The following is a 22,700-nucleotide window of genomic DNA, read 5'->3' as shown; positions in this document are numbered from 1 at the left end:
GAATAAATTTCATCTGTACTTGAAGACTATTTTAATCAATTGAAGCGCAGCAGCCAGCCAGTTATAAATATAAGAACCACAGTTTACCATCGCTTAGCAGCCGACATACGCATGCAAAAGCAATAACCGTTCAGGAAACTCTAATGACCGATACCAAACTTCTCAATCTATTAAGTGACGAAAAAGAATTTGCCGCACGTCATAACGGCCCCGATGCAGCCCAGCAGCAAGTTATGCTGGAAACAATCGGTCTCAGCAGTCTTGACCAGCTTATTGAACAAACTGTACCGGCAGCTATTCGCCTTCCCGAGCCAATGAAACTAGCCGAGCCTCAGAGTGAAGTTCACATGCTTGCTTCTCTAAAAGCGATGGCAAAGAAAAACACCATTAACCGCAGCTGCATCGGCCAGGGTTATTACAATAACTTAACCCCTAATGTCATACTGAGAAACATTCTAGAGAACCCCGGCTGGTACACAGCATATACGCCTTATCAGCCGGAAATTTCACAGGGACGTCTTGAGTCACTGCTTAATTATCAGCAGATGATTATGGACTTAACCGCAATGGAAGTTGCTAATGCGTCACTGCTCGATGAAGCAACGGCAGCAGCCGAAGCAATGACGCTATGCAAGCGCGCAGGTAAGAGTAAAAGTCTTAACTTTTTTGTGGCAGACGAACTGCACCCGCAAACCATTGATGTGGTACGGACACGCGCTAAATACATAGGTTATAATGTCATTGTCGGACCGCTCGCTGACATTGAAAATCATGATCTGTTCGGCGCCCTGCTGCAGTATCCGGGCACCAGCGGCAATGTTGAAGATCTTACAGAGATCATCGAAAAAGCACATGCGAAAAAAACCTTAGTTGCCGTTGCCTCCGATTTATTAGCCTTAACCATTTTAAAAGCACCGGGCGAAATGGATGCAGACGTAGTAATTGGCAGTGCGCAGCGTTTCGGTGTCCCCATGGGGTTCGGCGGCCCGCATGCAGGTTTCATGGCAACCAAAGACAAATACAAACGTACCATGCCCGGCCGCATTATCGGAGTATCGGTAGATAGTAAAGGTAAACAGGCTCTGCGTATGGCTATGCAGACCCGTGAGCAGCATATCCGTCGTGAGAAAGCGACATCCAACATCTGTACTGCACAGGCATTACTTGCCAATATGGCTGCTTTTTATGCTTTATATCACGGACCTGATGGTCTGCGGAAAATAGGCCGTAGAGTCCACCACTTAACCGCAATTCTCGCAGCCGGGTTAACCAGCTCAGGTATAGAATTAATTAATAAAACCTATTTTGATACTTTAACCGTTAACACTGGTGAACAGACTAACACTATCTACAACAAGGCATTAGAAGTCGGTATCAACTTACGTCATTATCAGCATATTGAAAATAGTGTAGATCAATTAGGTATCAGCCTGGATGAAACAACAACGGTCGCCGATGTTGAGCAGCTTATTGCACTGTTCACCGGCAAAACAATTAAAGCATCTTATTTAACTGCTGCGATTGAAGCCGATGAATTTGCAGCTGTTCCACAGGCGTGCCGACGCACCAGCAAATACCTGACTCATCCAATATTTAATGAGCACCATAGTGAAACGCAGATGATGCGTTATATGAAGAAGCTTGAAAACCGTGATTACTCGCTGACTCACGGCATGATCCCGTTAGGCAGCTGTACCATGAAATTAAATGCAGCCGCAGAAATGCTTCCTATCACCTGGCCGGAGTTTGGGCAGATGCATCCCTTTGCTCCCTATGAGCAGACATTAGGTTATCAGGAACTGGCAGTTGAATTCTCTGAAATGTTATGTTCTGTTACCGGTTACGATGCATTTTCACTGCAGCCTAACTCAGGTGCACAGGGAGAATATGCCGGGCTTATCGCCATTCAGCGTTATCATCATAGTAACGGTGACGACCATCGTAATATATGCCTGATCCCAAGCTCAGCACACGGTACTAATCCGGCATCAGCTTCTATGGTATCCATGAAAGTTGTGGTGGTGGCCTGTGATGAATTCGGAAACATCGATCATTGCGATCTAAAAGCGAAAATCGAAATTCATCGCAACAATCTGTCCTGCATCATGATCACCTACCCTTCGACACACGGTGTATATGAAGAAGCGATTAGTGAAGTTTGTGAGTGGGTACATGAAGCGGGTGGACAGGTTTATCTGGACGGCGCAAATATGAATGCCCAGGTAGGTCTGACTAATCCCGGTTTTATCGGCTCCGATGTATCACACCTTAACCTGCATAAAACATTCTGCATTCCACACGGCGGCGGCGGCCCTGGCATGGGCCCGATTGGTGTAAAATCACACCTGACGCCATTCCTACCGGGTCATGTTGAAGCGACTAATTCTGAGCAGGAGCAGTTCGCAGTGTCGGCAGCCGAATTAGGCTCAGCATCAATCCTGCCTATTTCCTACGCATATATTGCCATGATGGGGGAAGAAGGTCTGACTAAGGCCACTAAACTGGCAATATTAAATGCCAACTATGTTATGGAACGTTTACGTGTTTATTACCCGGTACTTTACCGCGGCAGTAACGGCCGTATTGCCCATGAATGTATCATTGATATTCGCCCGCTTAAAGAATCGTCAGGTATCTCAGAAGAAGATGTTGCTAAACGCTTAATGGACTATGGTTTCCATGCGCCGACTATGTCTTTCCCGGTACCCGGGACCTTGATGATTGAACCTACCGAATCAGAAGATCTGGCCGAGCTAGACCGCTTCTGTGATGCGATGATTGCGATTCGTTTTGAAATCACCAAAGTAGAAGAAGGTGAATGGACACTGCAGGATAATCCGCTGGTCAATGCACCGCACACGCAGGCTGATTTAACCAGCTGTGAATGGCCGCATAATTACAGCCGTGAACTTGCCTGTTTCCCGTCGAAACAAACCAAAGATGCTAAATACTGGCCGGCGGTTAATCGTGTTGATAATGTCTTCGGTGACAGAAATCTAATCTGTTCTTGCCCTAGTATTGCAAATTATATTGATCAGTAGGATTAATTGATGACTGGCAATAAAGGTTTTGACTACTTAAATGAAGTTTGTGCTCGTAATTAAGATTGTGACTCATTAGGTATGAAAAACACATAAAAGGCGAATCAGAATTGGTTCGCTTTTTTTATTGAATATTTTTAGTCAACGTACGGTTATTAGCAGGGAGGCGGACACCTGATAACAGGTGTCATCTATCCGATCTAAACCGAATTAGAAATAAATTCTGAAATACGTATTAACGAATGTTAACGGCTAAAGATTCCAGGCTAAAATTTAGTTATTTATTACTTAGTCATTTGTTGATGCATTGCTTTAACTAAAGCAACTAGTGCATCTTTTGATAACTTATCAGCCTTTTCAACAGTATCAGCCAGGTTCTTTTTGTCAGCAGCAATCGGCGTGAAATCAATTGCCGGCTTAAGTACCGTTTTGATTAATTTATTAGCCGTTTCAGGATCATTATTCGCAATAATATCTAACACTTCAGCTTTCATTGCTGCATTTTTATCTAGCAGCAGCTTAGAAATATGCGTGAAACCAACTATTTCACATTGCTCTAATGTGCCAAATTTAGGCAACATACGCCAAGAAATCAGTGTATTAGGCGTCACCTCTTCAATATCCGTTGAACATTCAGCGATAACGTTTGACCATACCCAATCAAGAAAAGCTTCATCACTACAAAGGATCTCCCTTGCTTTGTTGCATGCTTTACCAATCTTATACTTAGCTTCTCGTTTCTCTTTTGCTTTTGGTGCATTAGAATCGATGTAATGTGTTGTATCTAAGTATTGTAAGATAGTTTCTTGTTGTTCTTTTAACGCTGAGCTCATTGAGTATACCTATTTTATAACACCTCATTATTGGGTGTCTTGACGAATTAAACGCAGTGTATCTTACCAAAACAAAGTGTCTAGAAATATGGAGCGTCTGCTTGCATTAATTTCATTGCGTGTATAAATATTTACTCATAAAAAGTGTTCTTATACCTATTTATAAATAATGGTGTACTGGCTGCTGATGAAGACCGTAACATAATAGCCCCGACATACACGTTGGCTATTTCAATAAGACTACAAGCACCACCACTAATAAATACAGGCATGTTCAATGGTAAACAATCAACTAATCCATAGTAAGTGGCACAGGTATTCTGGCCACTTATGTAGGGGGTAATTGATGACATTTTCTAAGATGCTTTGCCCCTTTCCGTCCTAGAACGAATGCTGATGTCAAATAACAAAATGAAAGGTCTGACCGGAATTTTTCAATGGGTACCCCATAGTTTTTCCATTTCATATTGTTCTGTCTGTTCACCAATTCACATCCCGTTAATTTAATGGTCAAATATTGCGTAGCCAAAAAAGTTAGTTTAAGGCGAAAGTTGTAGTAAATGACGATTCCCTTTATAAAATTGATAACTCAGAAACAGCTTCTTTTAACCAGTAAGATTGAGCAGTTATTTATCGGATTTGGTATAATTATTGAGTTAAGGTATTTTGAAAAGTATGCAACATAGTCGGCGCTTTCTAAGTGACTAGTATTCATCGTATTGCTTGAATATTACCTGTTAACAATATTACTTCTTAAATCATCAGTTTATTGTTTCGGAATATATAAAAATGGCACGTAAAAAAGAGAAAAAAAACGGCAAAGGCTCAGCTGGACAAAATAGAAAAAACAGCGAAGATTTTTTAAAAAAGTACCAACAAAAATCGGACGTGATCATCACTGATTCGGGTCTAATGTATCGGGTTATTGAGGAAACCAACAACCCTCACCCTACTATGGAAGATAGTGTTGAAGTCCACCAGCGCATTTTATTAACAGATGGTAAAGTTATTGCCGATACATACAAGACCAATAGCTCTGAGAAGTTTAGTGTCGAAGAAGCAATCGACGGATTAACTGAAGGTTTGCAATATATGACATTAGGTGCACGTTATGAATTTGTGATACCTGCGGATTTAGCGTGGGGGAAAAAAGGCAACCGCAGCAGTATTGGTCCTAATGCGGTATTAGTTATCGACATACGTTTATTAGATATATATTAGCATTTTTCCAGAAGGTAATAGGATCACCCATTAGTCAGTTCATAGTAAGCTGGTATGCAAGTTTCCTTGGTGTTTTTTTCAACCAAGGGAACCACTGGAGTCTATCCCTGCCTTTTAAATTAAAATGAAGTAGTATCAACTGTAGTGCTGCAGTGATTTTGTGCACTAATTTAGAGTTACGCCAGTCATATTATCTAAATCGAAATGTGCCCCTTTTCACCTTAGAAACCTAAGTAGCTAATGCCCCAAAAGTATTTTCGAAAACTATAAATAAGCGGCCAAATTTGTTTAGTCATTTCAGTTAGAGCTTTTAATTTACATGCCTCCACTAGAGCTCACTCCCCCCTCATTCTTAGTTTGATTTCATCTTTGCTGCTGCAGAGTTATTTACAAATATAATTAGTGCTGCAACAATTCTATTGCCCTCCCTACTCGCCAGAGATCAGCACATACTAATTTTATCCTTATACCTTTAACCAATCATTGCAGCGTTTAGGTTAAACGACCAGCTTATATACCAGAGGTATTGCCTCACAGCCAAACAACTGCGCATTAGTGAAGCCAACATTCCATCACCTTAAAACTACTGCGCATACCCCTTAACTTCTTTTGTGTAATATGAATCACTTTGTATTGTGTCGTTAAATTTATGCTGATTCAGCCTGTATATTAGTTGAATAATAATGACTTACTTATTAAGCACTACCATTTCAAACGACAGCATTTTGTTAAACCGCTATTGAAGCCTTCTGTTACAAATGCAATAATAGTTAGAACACTAATGATTACAACTGTAATTACATTTACTCCGCTATAGGTGAAATTTCATGCCGCACGCAGCAATAAAAGCTAAGCAGTACACCCCTGATACCTCCCTTAGACTGGTCAAAAATACAAAAGAGAATAAGTTTTCTGACTATCAATCATTGATGGACTTTGATGTCGCAAGTCGGCCCTGGCGCGAAACATTGGCTTATTCCTTTAAAACTGATAAGCAGCTTGCCGAGGTATTCAATAATATTAACCCGGTTGATGATCAGGTACATAAGGTCATAGCCACTCGTATTACGCCCTATCTTGCCCAGTTGATGGACAAGGACGATCAGGATTGTCCGATCCGTATTCAATACGTACCTGAGCAGAATGAAATGGAGGCAGCCCCCCAAGAGATGGGGGACCAGCTAGGTGAAGATGCCATGATGCCCGAGGGTACCTCTATCGTTCACCGTTATCCCAACCGCGTGCTCTTTCTGGTACACAATATTTGCGGTGCCTACTGCCGCCACTGTACCCGAAAGCGCATGGTGTCGGATCCCCTGAATGTTATCTCGATGGATCAAATCCGAAAATCAGTGGAATACTTACGTGAACACCCGGAAGTACAGGATGTGCTGCTGTCTGGCGGTGATCCATTGCTGCTCACTGATGACAAGCTCGATCAGATTTTGTCTATGATCCGCGAAGCAAGAGCAGACCTGAAAATACTGCGCATCGGCAGCCGCCTGCCCGCTCAACTTCCTACTCGTATTACGCCAAAACTGTGCCAGATCCTGGCAACAAACCGTGTCACCCTGCTCAATACCCAGGTCAATCATCCCAAGGAAATCACTCCGCTGTTTAAGGAGCATATGGCAATGCTGCGTACCAGCGGTATTATGCTTGGCAATCAGAGTGTATTGATCAAAGGAGTTAACGACAGCGTTGAAGTGATGCGTGATCTGGTCATGGAGCTGATCTCCAATGGCATTCGCCCTTACTATGTATATTCCATGGATCCCGCTCCTGGTAACAGCAAGTTTCAGGTCAGCTATGATCGTATGCTGGAAATCTACCATGGCATTCGAGGCTGGGTATCAGGGCCTGCTATTCCGACCTTTATCGTTGATGGTATTAGCGGACTAGGTAAAATGCCTGTACAGCCGGAATACGTCAGCAAACAGGAGCTCGATGGTGAAACCAAACTCATCGCGACTAACTTTGAAGGACGCAGCACCGACATGACTTTCCTGCTGGGTGAGTAATCATGTACTATTTTGATTATGCCGTTTTTGCCTGCGGCTTAATTGGCAGCCAGTCTTTGTCTGCTATTATTTTCGTCGCCATGAAAAGGTTAAATATTACTATCCGGACAGGTGAAACATCAAAGCCAGACACGGGAGTTCTCCATCGCAGTCCCGGATGTCGGCTTTAACTGCCGGGCTGCGTTTTAGTATGCAAACATTTTCCAGTACAAATAATGACGGTACAACTTACTGAGGACAATTATGAGCGAAGTCATCTGCAGCTTGTTTGATACCTGTGATCTGCTTGAAGGAGCTAGTATTCAATATGGCCCTAACAGCAGCCGGGTTTATTTGATGTCAATGAAGCAAGGTAACCCGGCTCAGCTGCCAGCTGCTATGCATAAACTTGCCAAAGCACAGGGTTATGGCAAATTATTTGCCAAGGTTCGGCAATGTGAGTCGGAACACTTTTTCAACCACGGCTTTACCGAGGAAGCGCGCTTACCGGGGTATTACCAAGTTATGGGACAGGGCGAGGATGCCCTATTGTTATGTGCTTATCTTGATCCTGAGCGCCAAATAGAGAGCAGAACAGCAGAATATAAAAGAGTACTAGATCTGGCCTGCAGTAATCTGTCCGGGATAAATCTATCCAAAGTAACACCTGCTCCTCATTGGCAGGTTATGCCATTGGATAAAATGTATGCCGAAGAGATGGCCCGTTTATATCGAGAGGTATTCCCCAGCTATCCCTTCCCCATTCATGAGGCTCGCTATTTGTGTGTAACCATGTCCGATAATGTCAGTTATTTCGGCATCAAACACCAAGGCCGACTGATTGCCTTAGCCTCTGCTGAGCGGGATTTGGAAAATATGGCTGTGGAAATGACGGACTTTGCGACTTTACCTGAGTTCAGAGGGCAGCATCTGGCCGAAGCACTACTGGATAAAATGGAATCGAGCATGGAACAACTGGGTTTTCGGCAGGCTTTTACCATAGCCCGTGCGGCTTCTGTTGGTATGAACAGAACATTTGCCAAAAATGACTATCAGTATCAGGGGCGGTTAATTAACAATACCCAAATAAGTGGTCAGATTGAAAGTATGAATATCTGGTGTAAACCACTGAATGTTGACTAGACAAGAGAGTTCAACAGTTTAGGGGGAGAGAAGCGCCGCATAGGCTGTATCCCCCCAAAGTCACAAACTTAATTACAGTTTTTTCCTTAAAATATATTTAATAAACATTGATTCCTGTAGTCTCCATTACCAGCAATCACTGAACAGCAGCCATGCTTCAACTAATTTAAAAGGGCTTTTACAAAAGTAGAAGCCCTTTTAAATATTCAACACCTGATTTTAAATTTAGGTCAGATTGAAAGCACTTATTTTATTACACTTCTATAGCTGCAGGTTTAAAATTTTCACGAATAGTATCGTAACTCCAATTATAAATAACGGCATAAACTACGAAGAATAATGACAGCCCGATATTTATCATGAAAACAGAAATGAAATCTCGATCCAGTACCCACATAATCATCGGCATGCTCACAGTTAGCAACCCTATTTCAAATCCAACTCCATGACCTAAACGTTTTACAACCCCTCGAGATAAACGCTCCGCACCGAATATTTTATCAAACCCTAGATTATAAACGTAATTCCAAAGCATTGCGGTAAGTGAAAGGGAAATGGCTAAGCCGCTGACCGTTGCCGGGTTATGGTCAGTAAATGCTTTAGATAAACTGATTAATATAATTAGCGCTATTACTTCAAATAATATGCTGTGAAAAATACGTTCTTTGATAGACATGCTTTTATTCCTTAAATAATAAATTCACAGTCAATGTATATGAATATACAATGAGGTCTAGTTAGTTAGTATCAGTTTTGGTGATAGTATGTGTAATTTAGAACAATTAAAAATGTTTGTCCTGTGCGCTAAACTAGGCTCTTTTTCAGCGTGCGCTAAGAAGCTGGGCAAGGTCCAGTCTGCAGTAAGCCAGGGCATAGCAAACTTAGAAATAGATGTAAATAATCAACTATTTGACCGTTCGACACGTAAACCAAAATTAACCGAGGCGGGTCAGCATCTACTGACATTTGCTGAAGCAGCTCTGCAGCAGGTACATGAATTTGAGTGTGCGGCTAATGCGCTGAACAATAATGAAGAGAGTAAACTTAGCATAGTCATTGATGACGGCCTGCTGCTGGAGAGCTTTTATAACATTATTGAACAGTTTGCAGTGCGTTTTCCAGCGACTTCACTGGAGGTCTTTTCTGCAGCCAGTTCAGATATTATTGATCTGGTAAATAACGGGGGTGCCGATATTGCACTGATGTACAGTGATATGTCATTCACTACCGAAGTCGACCTCTGTTACATAGGCAGCATAGCATTTACGGCAGTCGTTAGTCCCGTTCACCCCTTAGCAAAGCTTTCAATCGTATCAGCTCCGCAGTTAACAGCCCATCGCCAGCTTATGGTTAAAGGCCTCTATAATAATCAGTCTCAGTCAGTGCCCCTAGCGCCGCTAATATGGTGGGCGAATGATTACCGTATGCAGCTGCGATATATAGAAAAAGGAATAGGCTGGGGTTACCTACCCTGGCACTTAGTCGAAAAAGAGCTGATTTCCGGTCAACTGCATGCTTTAAAACTAAGTTTTGATCATAAAGCCTGGTCGATCCCCGTTGAACGTATTACTCCTAAAAATCGAATTATGGGGCCGGCCTGTCTCTGGCTGGCTGAACAATTTACCACCCTGCTTGAATAAGCGCAGAAAACAGGTTTTACTATAAGATAGATAAAAAAAACACTGAACCCGCAAGTAAAACCATATGGTCAATAAAGTCGGGTTCAGTGCTGGTTAGAGAGAAACACATATATTTTTTCTGTACTTTCAGCTCAATGGTACTGCTGTTCTTAAAGATCAGGGGTTATCAATATCACTGCTGCTCTGGTATATCCACAGCCCCTTACTGCACACCAGTACATCTGTACCGCTGTGCACATAACTTCCATCTGCATAACTAACATTATTAAAATAACAACAGGGCTGTTCTTCCACCTCCTGCCTGAGTACTTAAAATTCATCATCAGTATCAACAGCAATAGGCGAATTTTTCATTTCAGGAACTTGTGCACCGACGTTAGCAATAGATTTACTTGATTCATAATAAACATTCCTTAGCGTGAACAACAGCGGCAACCCCTGCACAGGCAAGATAAAGCTTTGTTAGTATAGCTGATAATGCAGTGCTTATACCGGGCTTAATATGATGCTTTAATTAATCCAAAAGCAACAGCAGCACGACTTCGTTACTCTTACCTAAAAGCTACGATAAAGCACATTCAAGCTTGGAAAATCAGCTGATTTTTTTGTTTATTAACCTTTAAAACAGCGCAGATCAAAGCATATTTTGCAGTGCGTAACCTTCTCTACCTCGTCCCTAACGTTAATGTAAAAATAACAAATCACTCACCATCAACCATTTGTGACAACAATATATTATAAAACACTTTATGTTGACTATAATCTGATATGAAGGCAGATAAATGGTGCCTTTTATTTAAAAAAGATAGTGCTACGTTTGATTATAAGTTGTTGTAAAAAAGCAAAAACTAATCATCTTATCCGACAGAAGAGTACAAATAAAATGGATAATTTTGAAGATCTGAATATTCTAATTTGTGATGATTCAATCACCAATGTTCTAATTCTAACTAAACTGGTTGAAAGTGAAATTAGTGCGGGTGTTGTTACCCTTACTGATCCGAGAGAAATTGCAGCGACCCTGGCAGAGCAGAGAATTGACTTGATCTTACTGGATCTGGAAATGCCCCATCTCAACGGCTTTGAGGTAATGCAGCAGGTCAGAAAAACCTATGAATCTGATCAACTGCCGATTATCATAATTACCGGTACAACCGGTTTAGAAACAAGAAACCACGCTTTAGAATGCGGTGCCAATGATTTTATTAATAAACCCGTTGATCAAGTAGAAGTCATCTTAAGAGTAAAAAACTTACTTAAAATCCGTGTGAGTTACCTGCTGCATGAGAAATATAATCAAATACTGGAACAAAAAATACAACTGCGGACAAAGCAGTTAAATAAATCAATTCATTCCTTACTGCACAGCCTTGCTGTAGCAGGTGAGTTAAAAGATGACGACACCGGCAAACATGTAATTCGAGTAGGGAAATATGCGCGCATATTAGCCGAAGGTTACGGGCTGCCCGCAGAACTGGTTAATATGATTGAGCAGACAGCGCCACTACATGATATTGGTAAAATAGGTATACCTGATAAGATTCTGCTAAAAGCCGGTAAACTAGACAAAGCCGAGCGCTTAATAATGGACAAGCATACTATTTTCGCGGAAGCGCTGATCGGCAGTAATGACTCAGATATAGTGCAGATGGCCAGAGTTATTGCTCTTTCCCACCACGAACGCTGGGATGGAAAAGGCTACCCGTCTAAACTGCGGGGCGAGTCGATTCCCATTGAGGGACGTATTACAGCCATCGCTGATGTATTTGATGCACTGACAACACAGAGATCTTACAAGGAGGCCTGGCCCGTCGAAGAAGCGGTTAATTATATTTCAGCCTCCTCAGGTCATGCCTTTGATCCGGCATTAGTGACTGTTTTCCAAGAAAACATATCCAGTATTATTGAAATAAGTAAACGCCTGGCTGATTAAATTTACACGCATCCCCTGGAGGAAAACAGCGGCAGCTGCATCATTTACTGAGTCATTTTGCTGTCTAATAATCAGCAGCCTGGGGCAAAACGATTCTAAAACTCATGCACTTCTTATTTTTCAGCTGCCGCAAAAAAAACGTCTTCTCAACTAAATTGTAATAACTCAGTGATAACTCCGTTATTTGTGCTGTTTATACTGTTGACTGTTGTCAGACAACACAAGGAGTTCACAATGAATACCAAACAACTAGCAGCTGCCGGATTAATCAGCTTATTCAGCATAAGTGCCGGTGCTAAAGATCTCGACATCACTATAACCAACCTCACCTACGGCGTTTATTTCACACCGATTATTGCCGCGGCACATAACGGCGGCACCAATATTTTTACTAGCGCGTCCGACGCATCAGCTGAGCTTCAGGCTCTCGCAGAAGGCGGTGACATTTCAGGTGTCAGCGGCACTCTTGCAGCTGCCGGCGCGGATTTAGTCGAAAATCCTGCGGCAGGTTTATTAAGCGGATCTGCAAGCAGCAGCTTTACTTTATCAGCAGCTAAAGGCAACAGATACTTGTCGCTTGCCGCTATGATGCTGCCGACTAATGACGGCTTTGTTGGTTTAGACAGCTGGAAAATACCCAGAAAAAACGGCACTTATACCATCTTGCTGAATGCTTATGATGCCGGTACAGAAGCAAATGATGAACTGATTGTCGGCGGAGCCGGCGGCGCTCCGGGTGTTCCGGGAATTCCGGCTGCACCAGGCGGGGATGCAGGGGTTAACGGCACAGGAATCAGCGACCCGCAGAGTAACGGCAAAGTTCATATCCATCGAGGCATAGTTGGCGATGATCTGCTCAACGCAGGGCAAAGCGATCTGGACAAACGTGTACACCGCTGGATAAACCCTGTTGCTAAAGTAACAGTAACCGTATCGGGCAAAAAACACTGAGTATCACGAGCAATAAATAAAAGACTATTGGACAAATCAGGGCAGGCCTGGCAAACAGCTCTGCCCGCTTCTATGATATTAGAAACCTAAGATGTATTGGCACCTGAAATGCTAAACAGGGAAAACTATGCAGGACTCTATACTGATTGTTGAAGATGATCAGGACATCGCCGAACTGATTAAAGTACATATGCAGGACCTTAATATGCATGTTGAGCTGTGTGAAAACGGTGACAGCGGTCTGGCTATGGCTGTCGACAGTGATTATTCTCTGCTGATATTAGACATCACCCTGCCCGGCTGCAGCGGCCTGGATATCTGCAGACAAGTACGACAGAGTAAACCAGAGCAGGCAATACTCATGTTAACTTCACGTACCTCTGAAATAGACCGGGTAGTCGGTCTAGAAGTAGGAGCTGACGACTACATGACTAAACCTTTCAGTATTCGTGAACTTCAGGCAAGAGTACATGCTTTATTACGGCGGGTGCATCTATTAGAAAAAAGCCGCAGTAATGACAATAAACACAGCCCGGACGATACCGTTATCCGCAGCGGCAGGCTGAAGATTGACCTGCGCAGTCATCAGGCACTTTTAAATACAAAAATATTAGACCTTACCTCAACCGAATTTGATTTATTAAGTTTTATGGCCCGCCATCCTAATCAGGTATTTTCACGCACGCAGTTACTTGAGCAGGTATGGGGTTATCAGCATAGTGGTTATGAACACACGGTTAATTCTCATATCAACCGGCTGCGTAACAAACTGTCAGCGGATACAAAAGCACCTTTAAGCGAAGCAGTCACTCCGATTATCCAAACAGTATTCGGGGTAGGTTATAAATTTAACCCCGAAGGTACAGCTAAATGAAAGTAACTTTATACCAAAGACTGTCGTTATCTCTCGTTATTATATTTATCTTGATTACCGGACTATTTATCTGGTGGTCAGAAAACCTTGAACAGTTATCACGTAACGAAGCAGAGCAGCGTCTGCACCTTTCTATTGCAGATCACCTTGCCTAGGATAATCCACTATTAAAAGAAGGGCTCTATGACCATGATGCATTAAAAAACCTGTTTCACAGTTTGATGATTCTTGGCCCCAGCTTTGAATTTTATCTTCTCGATAGTAAAGGAAAAATAATCAGTTACTCCGCTGAGCCTGATAAAGTTAAACGGCAAAAAGTGGATCTCGAACCGTTAAACGCCTTCATTTCTCGCAGCCGCTCATTACCAATCTACGGTGACGATCCAAGAAACCATGAAGGGCAAAAAATATTTTCAGCTTCAGCCGTGTACAACGGCGATAAACTGCAGACTTATTTATATATCATCATCCGAGGTGAAATTTACGACTCGATTTTTTCAGATATTCAGTCTAACCAGCATCTGTCTCAGTCCATTGGTCTGCTGCTGGGTGCGGTTATTTTCTTTTTTTTCGTTTTGCTTGGTTTATTACGTTTTCTAACTTTGCCGTTACAAAAACTCAGCAGCAGTATGCGTGCTTTTCGTATTGCCGGATTTGAAAAATCAAAACTACAGCTTAATGACTGGCCCTCTGCCGCACATAATGAAGTACATGAATTAGGCTCGGCATTTAACGAGATGGCAGAGCAGATAAATTATCAATTGGCACAGCTGCAGAGCAGCGATAAACAAAGACGCGAATTATTAATGCATTTATCGCATGATTTAAGAACCCCGCTTGCTTCACTGCAGGGTTACCTTGAAACAGTAAAATTAAAAGGCCGCGATCTGTCCGAGCAGCAGCAGCAGCGCTTTATTGATATTGCTTTTAAAAACGCCAGCCAGTTAAATAAACTTGTCGAGCAGATATTTGAGTTAGCTCACCTGCAGGACGAACAGGTCACTCTTAATCTCGAAAGCTTTCCTTTGGGCGAACTGCTGCATGATATTGCAGCCAAATTTTCATACAAAGCAGGCGAAAAAAACATCAGCTTAAGTGTGCAGCCTGAACAATGTACATTTAATGTCTATTCCGATATTGGTAAGCTGGAGAGAGTATTAACTAATCTGCTTGAAAATGCTGTTCGTCATACCGCTGAAAATGGAAAAATTATTATTAAAGTTTCTGAACAAACCGTTAACCAGCTTAAACTGCAGGTAATCGATAACGGCAGCGGTATTAATGCGGCAGAATTAGCCTATGTTTTTGATCCAAGATATCGTGCCAGCAACGCAGTGAATGATCAAAAAGAACATAGCGGTTTAGGGCTGGCCATCACCCATAAACTGTTAAGCCTGTTGAAATCTGAAATTCGTGTAAGCAGTGAATTAGGGCATGGTACCACCTTCAGCTTCAATCTTAACCGCTGCCGTTAATCTTAAAACGCTTGTACCTGTGCACTTTAAGCCGGGGCTGCTATGCTGTTAAGCTAGCGCCCGTTATACACTTCTTTTTGTCTAACCCTCGAGATAAATAAAATGAAAGATGCGCACAGTCAACGCTGCAGTATAGTGAAACATTATCATCAGGAAACTAAGCACTTCCCGGATCACCCCGCACGTTCATCCGGATATATGGACTGGCAGAATCAACCCGCACCTTTTCGCGACTATTTAGGGGCTCCGCAGATTAAGCTGCCGTTACAACAGCAGGAGCGCAGCCTGTCTTATCAGACGCTGTACCAGGCAGATCTTGTACCAGCAGCTGAAGTTTCATTAAACACTATCGCCATTATGCTTGAACTTGGCATGGGACTGTCCGCATGGAAAAAGTATGGCGATACGCAATGGGCATTAAGAATGAATCCATCAAGCGGCAACCTTCACCCTAGTGAATGTTATCTCGTCTTACCTGAGTGCGCTCAACAAAAAGCATCTGTCTGTCATTATCAGCCCTACTTACATGTGCTTGAAGAAACGGCATTATTGAACACAGAGCAGGCAGAGTGTTTTAAAACACTTGATGGTTTTGCACTGATTTTAACCTCTATTGCCTGGAGAGAAGCCTGGAAATACGGGGAAAGAGCGTACCGTTACTGTCAGCTTGATCTCGGCCATGCTTTAGGCTCGCTTCGTTATGCCTGTCAGCTTAACGGCTGGAAAATGACTATGCTCCCGCAGGTCGACGAACACTGCCTGGATCATTTCCTGGGACTAGAAAACAGAGACAGGCACAATAGCGAAGCAGAGCATGGAGCCTGTCTCTGCTGGATCAGTACTAAGAAGCCGCATATAGAAAAAATCACAGCATGGTTTGCCGCTCAGAACACACCTGATTACCCCTATCCGCCAAACCGTCTTAGTGAAGAGCATATTGACTGGACAATTATCCACTCAGTGCAGCTGGCTGCGCGATCATATGCTGAAGAGCTGGAGCTGCAGCAGCCGTTAACTAGCGTTCAGCAAGATAAAATACAATCCAGCTATAGCGCAGAAACCATTATTAGAAAAAGACGCAGTGCACAAGAATATGAGCTCAACAGTAGTCACATAACCCTGGCTGTTTTTATTCACAGTTTAGCAAAAACCCTGACAACACAAACTTGCCCTCTTGATATTTATCCCCATGCCTCTGAAGTGCATTTTGCTGTTTTTGTTCATGCTGTACAAGGGCTGGAACCGGGGTTATATATGCTGGTACGCAGCCCTTTACACTTAACACAGCTGCAGGAGCAGTGCGATAGAAATTTTCTCTGGCAGGAGGTGCAGGCTGGAGTTCCATTATTCTTATTAAAGAAAGGTGATTTTCGACAGCAGGCGCGGGAGATCAGCTGCCAGCAGGCAATTGCATCAGACAGTGCCTACAGCCTGGCAATGATCGCCCGTTTTGATAAGCTTCTGAGCAATACCCCGAGTATGTATGCACGTTTATTCTGGGAGTGTGGTCTGCTCGGCCAGCTGCTGTATTTAGAAGCTGAAGCTTTTTCAATGCGGGGTACCGGCATAGGCTGTTTTTTTGATGACCAGATGCATGAGCTGCTGGGATTAAAAGATCAACAGTGGCAGGATCTGTACCACTTTACAGTCGGTAAACAGCGGGATGATCCACGCCTGCAGACTAAAGCTCCCTACTGGCATTTACAGCGTAAAATCTAACTTTTACCAGCGAAACAGCTTACAAATCAACTTTTGACTGTTCACGTAATTCGCCGCGAATATCCAGAATTTTGCGTTTATAAATAAACTTCACCATCTGATAATCAATCTGTGGTGCAAACCAGGCGATAAGCGTGCGGTCATTTTTTCCCGTCTGCTGCAGACGATATGTATCCAGTTTACCAAAACTGCTGTCTATTTTTTCTTTAGCGGTTACTTCGAAAAAATAGTGTTCCACGGAGTCTGATGTCTGCATGTAAAACTCGAAATGTGTCTTGCCGGCTTTAAGGCCTTCACTGATCTGCACAAAAAGCGTATTAAAATCGATGATTTTGTCTTGCTCATTTAAAAAGGTCCGGCGCTTGCCATTCCGCAGTATCGTGCTTTGATGTCCGTCTTTAAAAAATTCGGCCGTCATACTGACACGAGAAAATCCAACACTGTTTCGTTGAAAACTTTTACTTAAAAACATCTGCGAGTTTTTATCCCAGTACATTTCAGAAAGCTGATTACCACCAAAATAGATATACAAAAAAGATAAATCCGCGCGAGTATCAGCAGTGATTTTTTCTCCCTCATACTGTAACTCCCGGATTATTTCTCCTACGGTTATTTTTTTGTAAAAAAGATCGTAGGTATAACGCTGCTTTACAGGTGCAGACTGCGGGCCATGCAGCGCCGACAGCAGACTGCTGTTAAGTGATAAAAACAATAGAAGAATTAAGCTTTTATAAAACAAATTAACACCTTACATTTTCTGCATACAACAATAGTTAGAAGTATAGGAAATTTTAAAATTGATGCGCTCCTATGCTGTTATTCGTTTTGTAAAACCTGTCGTCCGTAACGCACTATTTCCTGAGAGATCTGCTTATTTACGCCTTTAACTAAAATCCAGCTGTGCCAGTACAAGGTTTCAATCAGCTGCTGCTGCGGGCAGAGATTAATTAATTCATCGTTTGCCAGTTCATTTTCTATCTGCAGCTGTGGAATTAAACAATAAGCCAGGCCGCGTTTGGCCAGATCAACAAACGCTTCAGATGAGCTGACTCTATGACAGTAATACTCGCTGGAATCGAGTTCAAAATGTTTGCCGATAAAGTGCAGATGCATATTATCCTTCTGGTCATAGGTGATGCCCGGCGCCATTTTTAAACTGGCTTTACTGACACCTTTGCTGAAATACTTATTTTTAAACTCTTTAGAGGCCACCAGAATATAATTCATTTCACCCAGTTTAAAAGAATGGTACCCGGGTAAAGGTTTCTGCACATTAGTTACGCCGCCGATAGCCTGACCTGAACGCAATTTGTCCAGCGTATGTTCACCGCTTGCAATCAGCAGGTTCATCTCTACCAGATTGTTTTTTAAAATTGGCGACATCGCATCGATAAACCAGGTCGCAATACTGTCAGCATTCACCGCGAGTGATACTTTAATCGGTTTGCTCGGCGCATCAGAAGATAAACTCGGCAGTAAATCACTCTCAAGCTGCTGCACCATTTTATAGTGGCTTAACAGCTTTTCTCCAGCAGGAGTTACTGTTAGTGGCTGACCGCGAATAACAACCGGCTGGCCGAGCTTTTCCTCCAGACTTTTAATACGTTGTGAAACTGCCGGCTGGCTGATGCAGAGTTTTTCGGCGCCAAGTTCAAAACTCTGCTGTTCAATCACAGCATTTAACGCGGCTAATAATTTATAATCAAACCCCTGCATAAGCACACCTTATCTGCGATAAAAAATATTAATTATACTTATTCAATTCGTCGATGCAAAATCTTTGCTTCTTAGGTATAAAAACAATGAGATATAATGAGTTTAGTATTAGCAGCCAAAGGTTTTGCATTAGGGATCAGCATGATCCTGCCTATAGGCAGTCAGAATGCAATGATGTTGAATCAGGGAATAAATAGAAATCATCATATAGCAGCCGCGACTCTTTTTGCTTTGTGTGACATCTTATTAATAATACTGGGTGTAGCCGGCGGCAGTTTACTGTTAACCGGCAGCGCGCTGATGTTTAATCTGCTGACCTGGGGCGGCATTATCTTTTTATGCACTTATGCATCACTGTCAATAAAGTCAGCACTTCAACAGACAGCACAAAACCGCGAGCAGACTGCGGTTAAAAAGCCGCTGAAGATAGTTTTAATCACCTGTTTACTGGTTACTTTCTTAAACCCGCATGTTTATATTGATACGGTCATGATCATCGGCAGTGTCGGCGGACAATATCAAGGAAGCAGTAAGATATATTTTATGCTTGGTGTCATGTCGGCATCGATTGTATGGTTTTATACGCTGGCAGTCGGTGCCGCTAAACTATCTAAACAACTGAGCAGAAAAAATACCAAACGGGCTATTGATTTGATCGTTGCCGTCATCATGTTTTTTATTGCCTGGTCGTTATTCAGAAGCTGGTTAGCTCATTAACTCTATATCTTAATTTATTTTACGCTGTGCGTTATTGACTCTAAATTGTAGTCTCGATTGTTTTGTTACTTTGATATAAATATATCAATTTCTGGATATATTTATTCTGAGCTCCCGCTTTGATTAAATTGTCAATTAGCTGAATATTATTAGCATACTCAAGCTTTCTTAGTCAGATTATTCACTTATGGCCTTATATCAGGGGGGCGCCCAACAAAAAAGAGTGATGCAGATCGCACCAACAATACGAGGTAAAATAAACACCCCGAAGGGGGTACCCCTCATTAGGTGCCAAGGTTATTGATATTTAAGGGCGATTATCGTAACCGTCTGTTTTAACTTAGCTTTCCATATGAAACACATACAAATAATCATTTTATTCTTTCGTTATTTTCTTTATTATCGCGCTTAATTTCTATAAACAAGGCAACGACGGGCTCATAAAACCAGTAAACCATTGCTATGCCATAAGCTTTTTGTGATTTTATTGTTACATGCAACGTCTTTTCAACCTTACGGTGATTTCAATTTCCCATGCAGGGTGAAATGCTGTTGTACAGATAGCAATGGCTGTAAGCATTTTCACTGCAGGTATTCTGCAATTCGACGTAAATGCCTTTATATGAAATTAATATAACAATTACTAGGAAGACTATTAGGAAAACTATAATGAAAAAAACATATTAACGTCAGCAATTCTGCTGAGCTTTGCCTGCACAGCAAGTGCAGCAGACAAAGCACCTAATGAACCAAGCATCTCGGTATGGGAGTCAAGTAACTTACAATTCTCTAAGGTAATTCTAGACACTAATGGAACACCTGGCCGGGGTTACAAAGCAATGGTTCAATACCAGGATGAGGCTGAAATATCTATTCAGTTTAATCTTTATAGCGGTGAAGCTACTGATTCTTATAACATTTTATTTGACGGTAATGTAGTTGATTCCGGTTCTGTTCATGGCAGCAAAACAACTGCAGTCTTTGAGTATTCAGAAGGCGGCAAATACGACTTACAAGTTCAGACATGTAATAGTGCAGGTTGTAGTATCAGTAAGACGCATGACTTGATCATCGCTGATACTGACGGTTCCCACTTAGATCCGCTGCCGATGGATATTGATCCAAATAATAAATCTTACACAACAAATAAAGACACGGTCGTAGGCACTTACTTTGTTGAATGGGGTATTTATGGTCGTGATTATACGGTTGATAATATTCCAGCAGATAACCTGACCCATATTCTTTACGGCTTTATTCCTATTTGTGGCCCTAACGAATCATTAAAACCACTAGGTGACAGTCATAAAGCCTTAACTGATGCCTGTGTCGGATCAGAAGATTACGAAGTAGTCGTTCATGATCCATGGGCTGCATACCAAAAAAACTTCGAGCATGCCGGCCAGGACTACAATAGCCCTATTAAGGGAAACTACGGCATGATGATGGCGCTTAAACAGCGTAATCCAGACCTTAAAATACTGCCTTCTATCGGCGGCTGGACTCTATCTGATCCTTTTGCTGATTTCACTGATAAGAATAATCGTGACACTTTTGTTGCTTCGGTTAAAGAATTTCTAAATACCTGGAAATTCTATGACGGTGTTGATATCGACTGGGAATTCCCGGGCGGCGGCGGTGCCAACCCAGACTTAGGCGATCCGGATAAAGATGGGCCTACTTACATTGCATTAATGCGTGAATTACGCGTTATGCTTGATGACCTGGAACGAGAAAACAATAGAGATTATGAACTAACATCCGCTATCGGTGTTGGTTATGACAAAATTGAAGATGTAGATTATGGTGAAGCAGTCCAGTACATGGATTACATTTTTGCTATGAGTTACGACTTTTACGGTGCCTGGGATAATGTACTTGGTCACCAGACCGCCATTTCCTGTGGTACCTACATGGCTGAAGGTCAATGTGAGGGCATCGGTGCAGAATTTGAAGGCCCAGCCTACACACTTGAAAACGGTATTAATTTATTACTTGCACAAGGTCTCCCTGCTAACCAGCTAGTTGTTGGTGTAGCGGCCTACGGACGCGGCTGGTCTGGTGTTATGCCGTCAAGCCTGACAGACTCTTCCGACCCATTTACCGGTGTAGGTAATGGCAAACTGCAGGGAACACCAGCTATCGGAGTCTGGGAACCTGGTACAATCGACTACAAAGGCATCAAAACAAACATGCTGGGTGAAGACGGTACTGGTATTAACGGCTTTGAATACGGTTACGATGCAGAAGCGAATGCGCCGTGGGTTTGGAATCGTTCAACGGGTGAATTGATCACTTATGATGACCAACGTTCGGTTATAGCTAAAGGCGATTACGTTCGAAAACTGGATCTTGAAGGTTTATTCTCATGGGAAATCGATGCGGATAACGGTGATATTCTCAATGCAATGCATGAAGGTTTGGACGGATACGTAGCTGAGCTTCCTAACCCGGGTGAGGGAACTGAAGACCCAAGTGAAGGTACTGAAGAGCCAGGCACTGGTACTGAAGACCCAAGTGAAGGTACTGAAGACCCAAGCGAGGGAACTGAAGAGCCAGCTCCAACAAATAGAACTCGTGCTGATGCAGGTGAAGATCAGACAATGCAGTTTGTTGTAGGAACAACAGCCTTTCTTGACGGCACTGGCTCTACTGTTAGTAAAAAAGGTGAAGAGCTTACATACCAATGGGCGAAAGGAACAACCAAAGGTATGAAAAAGAATGCGGTTAAACTTCGTAATGTTACTAGAGCAACGGCAAAAATTATCTTAGATGATGATGCAAGCCTTGCTGACAACGGTACAATGGTATTTAAACTGACTGTAACAGATCAAGCCGGTGTATCACGTACAGATAGAGTGACTTACACGTTCAACAATGAAAATTCAGAGCTTCCTGAAGAAATTGAAGAAGCTGAAGAAACTCCTGAAGAAAATACCGAATACCCAGTATGGGCTGAAGGTACCACATATGCTCTAGGTGATGTAGTGCAAAGTCGTACTTCTAATAACCTGTTCTCAAGTACACAACCTAGCTGGTGTACACAAGCTACCTGGGAACCTGAAGGTAGTAACAGCAGCAGCGCCTGGACTCCATTTGTAGAAATCCAGCAGGTTAATCCTGAGATACCTTTCTGGGAACTAGCCGGCGGCTACTCAGCAGGCGATAAAGTTCAGAGCAATTTCTCTTCTGAAATTTACACATGTGACGTAGCAGGCTGGTGTGGCCAAAGACAACCTGAGTCAGGTAACGGCTGGGAAGATGCTTGGGTAAAATAACTCTCTTAAAAGTTAAATAAAACCTCTCAAAGCCGGAAGTTAATATTAACATCCGGCTTTTTTACCTTTTCATCTTAGGCACCCATTGCCAGCGCAGACAAACATCACAAAGGCGGCTTCTGCATTCACACAACTAGTCTGATTAATGCCTTCTGATAA

The 22,700-nt window shown here is 42.5% G+C and carries 18 protein-coding genes; 13 read left to right on the top strand and 5 right to left on the bottom strand.

Going from position 1 to position 22,700, the window contains the following annotated elements; translation table 11 throughout:
* Window positions 1–143 precede the first annotated feature (143 nt).
* Window positions 144–3,041: an aminomethyl-transferring glycine dehydrogenase gene (gene gcvP, locus G327_RS0108395; RefSeq protein ID WP_019614318.1), complete on the top strand. Its 2,898-nt coding sequence runs from the start codon at window positions 144–146 to the stop codon at window positions 3,039–3,041.
* 284 nt (window positions 3,042–3,325) lie between these two features.
* Here the strand turns inward: gcvP and G327_RS0108390 are convergent, their stop codons facing one another.
* Window positions 3,326–3,874 carry a hypothetical protein gene (locus G327_RS0108390; RefSeq protein ID WP_019614317.1) on the bottom strand — a complete coding sequence of 183 codons (549 nt, stop codon included), beginning with the start codon at window positions 3,872–3,874 and terminating at the stop codon, window positions 3,326–3,328.
* A gap of 789 nt (window positions 3,875–4,663) precedes the next feature.
* Here G327_RS0108390 and G327_RS0108380 point away from each other — a divergent pair.
* The 3 genes from G327_RS0108380 to ablB all read left to right on the top strand — a co-directional run bounded on the left by G327_RS0108380 (window position 4,664) and on the right by ablB (window position 8,238).
* Window positions 4,664–5,095, top strand: a complete 432-nt coding sequence (locus G327_RS0108380) for an FKBP-type peptidyl-prolyl cis-trans isomerase (protein ID WP_019614315.1) — start codon at window positions 4,664–4,666, stop codon at window positions 5,093–5,095.
* 827 nt (window positions 5,096–5,922) lie between these two features.
* Window positions 5,923–7,116, top strand: coding sequence for a KamA family radical SAM protein (locus tag G327_RS0108375; RefSeq protein ID WP_019614314.1), 1,194 nt, complete (start codon window positions 5,923–5,925; stop codon window positions 7,114–7,116).
* 243 nt (window positions 7,117–7,359) lie between these two features.
* Window positions 7,360–8,238, top strand: coding sequence for a putative beta-lysine N-acetyltransferase (gene ablB, locus G327_RS0108370; RefSeq protein WP_019614313.1), 879 nt, complete (start codon window positions 7,360–7,362; stop codon window positions 8,236–8,238).
* A 253-nt stretch (window positions 8,239–8,491) separates the two neighbouring features.
* Here ablB and G327_RS0108365 read toward each other — a convergent pair whose 3' ends face one another.
* Window positions 8,492–8,914: a PACE efflux transporter gene (locus G327_RS0108365; protein ID WP_019614312.1), complete on the bottom strand. Its 423-nt coding sequence runs from the start codon at window positions 8,912–8,914 to the stop codon at window positions 8,492–8,494.
* 88 nt (window positions 8,915–9,002) lie between these two features.
* On the opposite strand from G327_RS0108365, the gene G327_RS0108360 reads away from it, so the two are divergent.
* Window positions 9,003–9,878, top strand: a complete 876-nt coding sequence (locus G327_RS0108360; protein WP_019614311.1) for a LysR family transcriptional regulator — start codon at window positions 9,003–9,005, stop codon at window positions 9,876–9,878.
* Window positions 9,879–10,034: 156 nt separating this feature from the next.
* Here the strand turns inward: G327_RS0108360 and G327_RS27640 are convergent, their stop codons facing one another.
* Window positions 10,035–10,172, bottom strand: a complete 138-nt coding sequence (locus G327_RS27640) for a DUF1496 domain-containing protein (protein WP_019614310.1) — start codon at window positions 10,170–10,172, stop codon at window positions 10,035–10,037.
* 589 nt (window positions 10,173–10,761) lie between these two features.
* Between G327_RS27640 and G327_RS0108350 the strand changes: the two genes are divergently transcribed.
* The 6 genes from G327_RS0108350 (at window position 10,762) to G327_RS0108330 (ending at window position 16,830) form a co-directional block, all read left to right on the top strand.
* Window positions 10,762–11,811 carry an HD domain-containing phosphohydrolase gene (locus G327_RS0108350; protein WP_019614309.1) on the top strand — a complete coding sequence of 350 codons (1,050 nt, stop codon included), beginning with the start codon at window positions 10,762–10,764 and terminating at the stop codon, window positions 11,809–11,811.
* A 234-nt stretch (window positions 11,812–12,045) separates the two neighbouring features.
* Window positions 12,046–12,762: a spondin domain-containing protein gene (locus G327_RS0108345; protein ID WP_019614308.1), complete on the top strand. Its 717-nt coding sequence runs from the start codon at window positions 12,046–12,048 to the stop codon at window positions 12,760–12,762.
* Between the two features lie 127 nt (window positions 12,763–12,889).
* The gene (locus tag G327_RS0108340; RefSeq protein WP_019614307.1) at window positions 12,890–13,636 is read left to right on the top strand and encodes a response regulator transcription factor; all 747 of its coding nucleotides are present in this window, start codon (window positions 12,890–12,892) and stop codon (window positions 13,634–13,636) included.
* Window positions 13,633–13,791 carry a hypothetical protein gene (locus G327_RS27605; protein WP_019614306.1) on the top strand — a complete coding sequence of 53 codons (159 nt, stop codon included), beginning with the start codon at window positions 13,633–13,635 and terminating at the stop codon, window positions 13,789–13,791. Before G327_RS0108340 ends, G327_RS27605 begins: the two co-directional genes overlap by 4 nt.
* 162 nt (window positions 13,792–13,953) lie before the next feature.
* Window positions 13,954–15,111 carry a sensor histidine kinase gene (locus tag G327_RS25625; RefSeq protein WP_342662381.1) on the top strand — a complete coding sequence of 386 codons (1,158 nt, stop codon included), beginning with the start codon at window positions 13,954–13,956 and terminating at the stop codon, window positions 15,109–15,111.
* Between the two features lie 102 nt (window positions 15,112–15,213).
* The gene (locus tag G327_RS0108330; protein WP_019614304.1) at window positions 15,214–16,830 is read left to right on the top strand and encodes a SagB/ThcOx family dehydrogenase; all 1,617 of its coding nucleotides are present in this window, start codon (window positions 15,214–15,216) and stop codon (window positions 16,828–16,830) included.
* A 19-nt stretch (window positions 16,831–16,849) separates the two neighbouring features.
* Here G327_RS0108330 and G327_RS0108325 read toward each other — a convergent pair whose 3' ends face one another.
* Entirely contained in the window at window positions 16,850–17,569 is a 720-nt protein-coding gene (locus G327_RS0108325; protein WP_019614303.1) for a DUF3108 domain-containing protein, read from the bottom strand.
* A 77-nt stretch (window positions 17,570–17,646) separates the two neighbouring features.
* Window positions 17,647–18,546 carry a LysR family transcriptional regulator ArgP gene (locus G327_RS0108320; RefSeq protein ID WP_019614302.1) on the bottom strand — a complete coding sequence of 300 codons (900 nt, stop codon included), beginning with the start codon at window positions 18,544–18,546 and terminating at the stop codon, window positions 17,647–17,649.
* Window positions 18,547–18,642: 96 nt separating this feature from the next.
* On the opposite strand from G327_RS0108320, the gene G327_RS0108315 reads away from it, so the two are divergent.
* Together G327_RS0108315 and G327_RS24260 are read left to right on the top strand one after the other, a co-directional pair.
* Window positions 18,643–19,263, top strand: coding sequence for a LysE/ArgO family amino acid transporter (locus tag G327_RS0108315; RefSeq protein WP_019614301.1), 621 nt, complete (start codon window positions 18,643–18,645; stop codon window positions 19,261–19,263).
* 680 nt (window positions 19,264–19,943) lie between these two features.
* Window positions 19,944–22,541 carry a glycosyl hydrolase family 18 protein gene (locus G327_RS24260; protein WP_157601042.1) on the top strand — a complete coding sequence of 866 codons (2,598 nt, stop codon included), beginning with the start codon at window positions 19,944–19,946 and terminating at the stop codon, window positions 22,539–22,541.
* Window positions 22,542–22,700 lie beyond the last annotated feature (159 nt).

The organism is Psychromonas ossibalaenae ATCC BAA-1528 (genome assembly GCF_000381745.1).
GTDB lineage: Bacteria > Pseudomonadota > Gammaproteobacteria > Enterobacterales > Psychromonadaceae > Psychromonas > Psychromonas ossibalaenae.
This window is presented reverse-complemented; position numbering and strand designations above follow the sequence as displayed.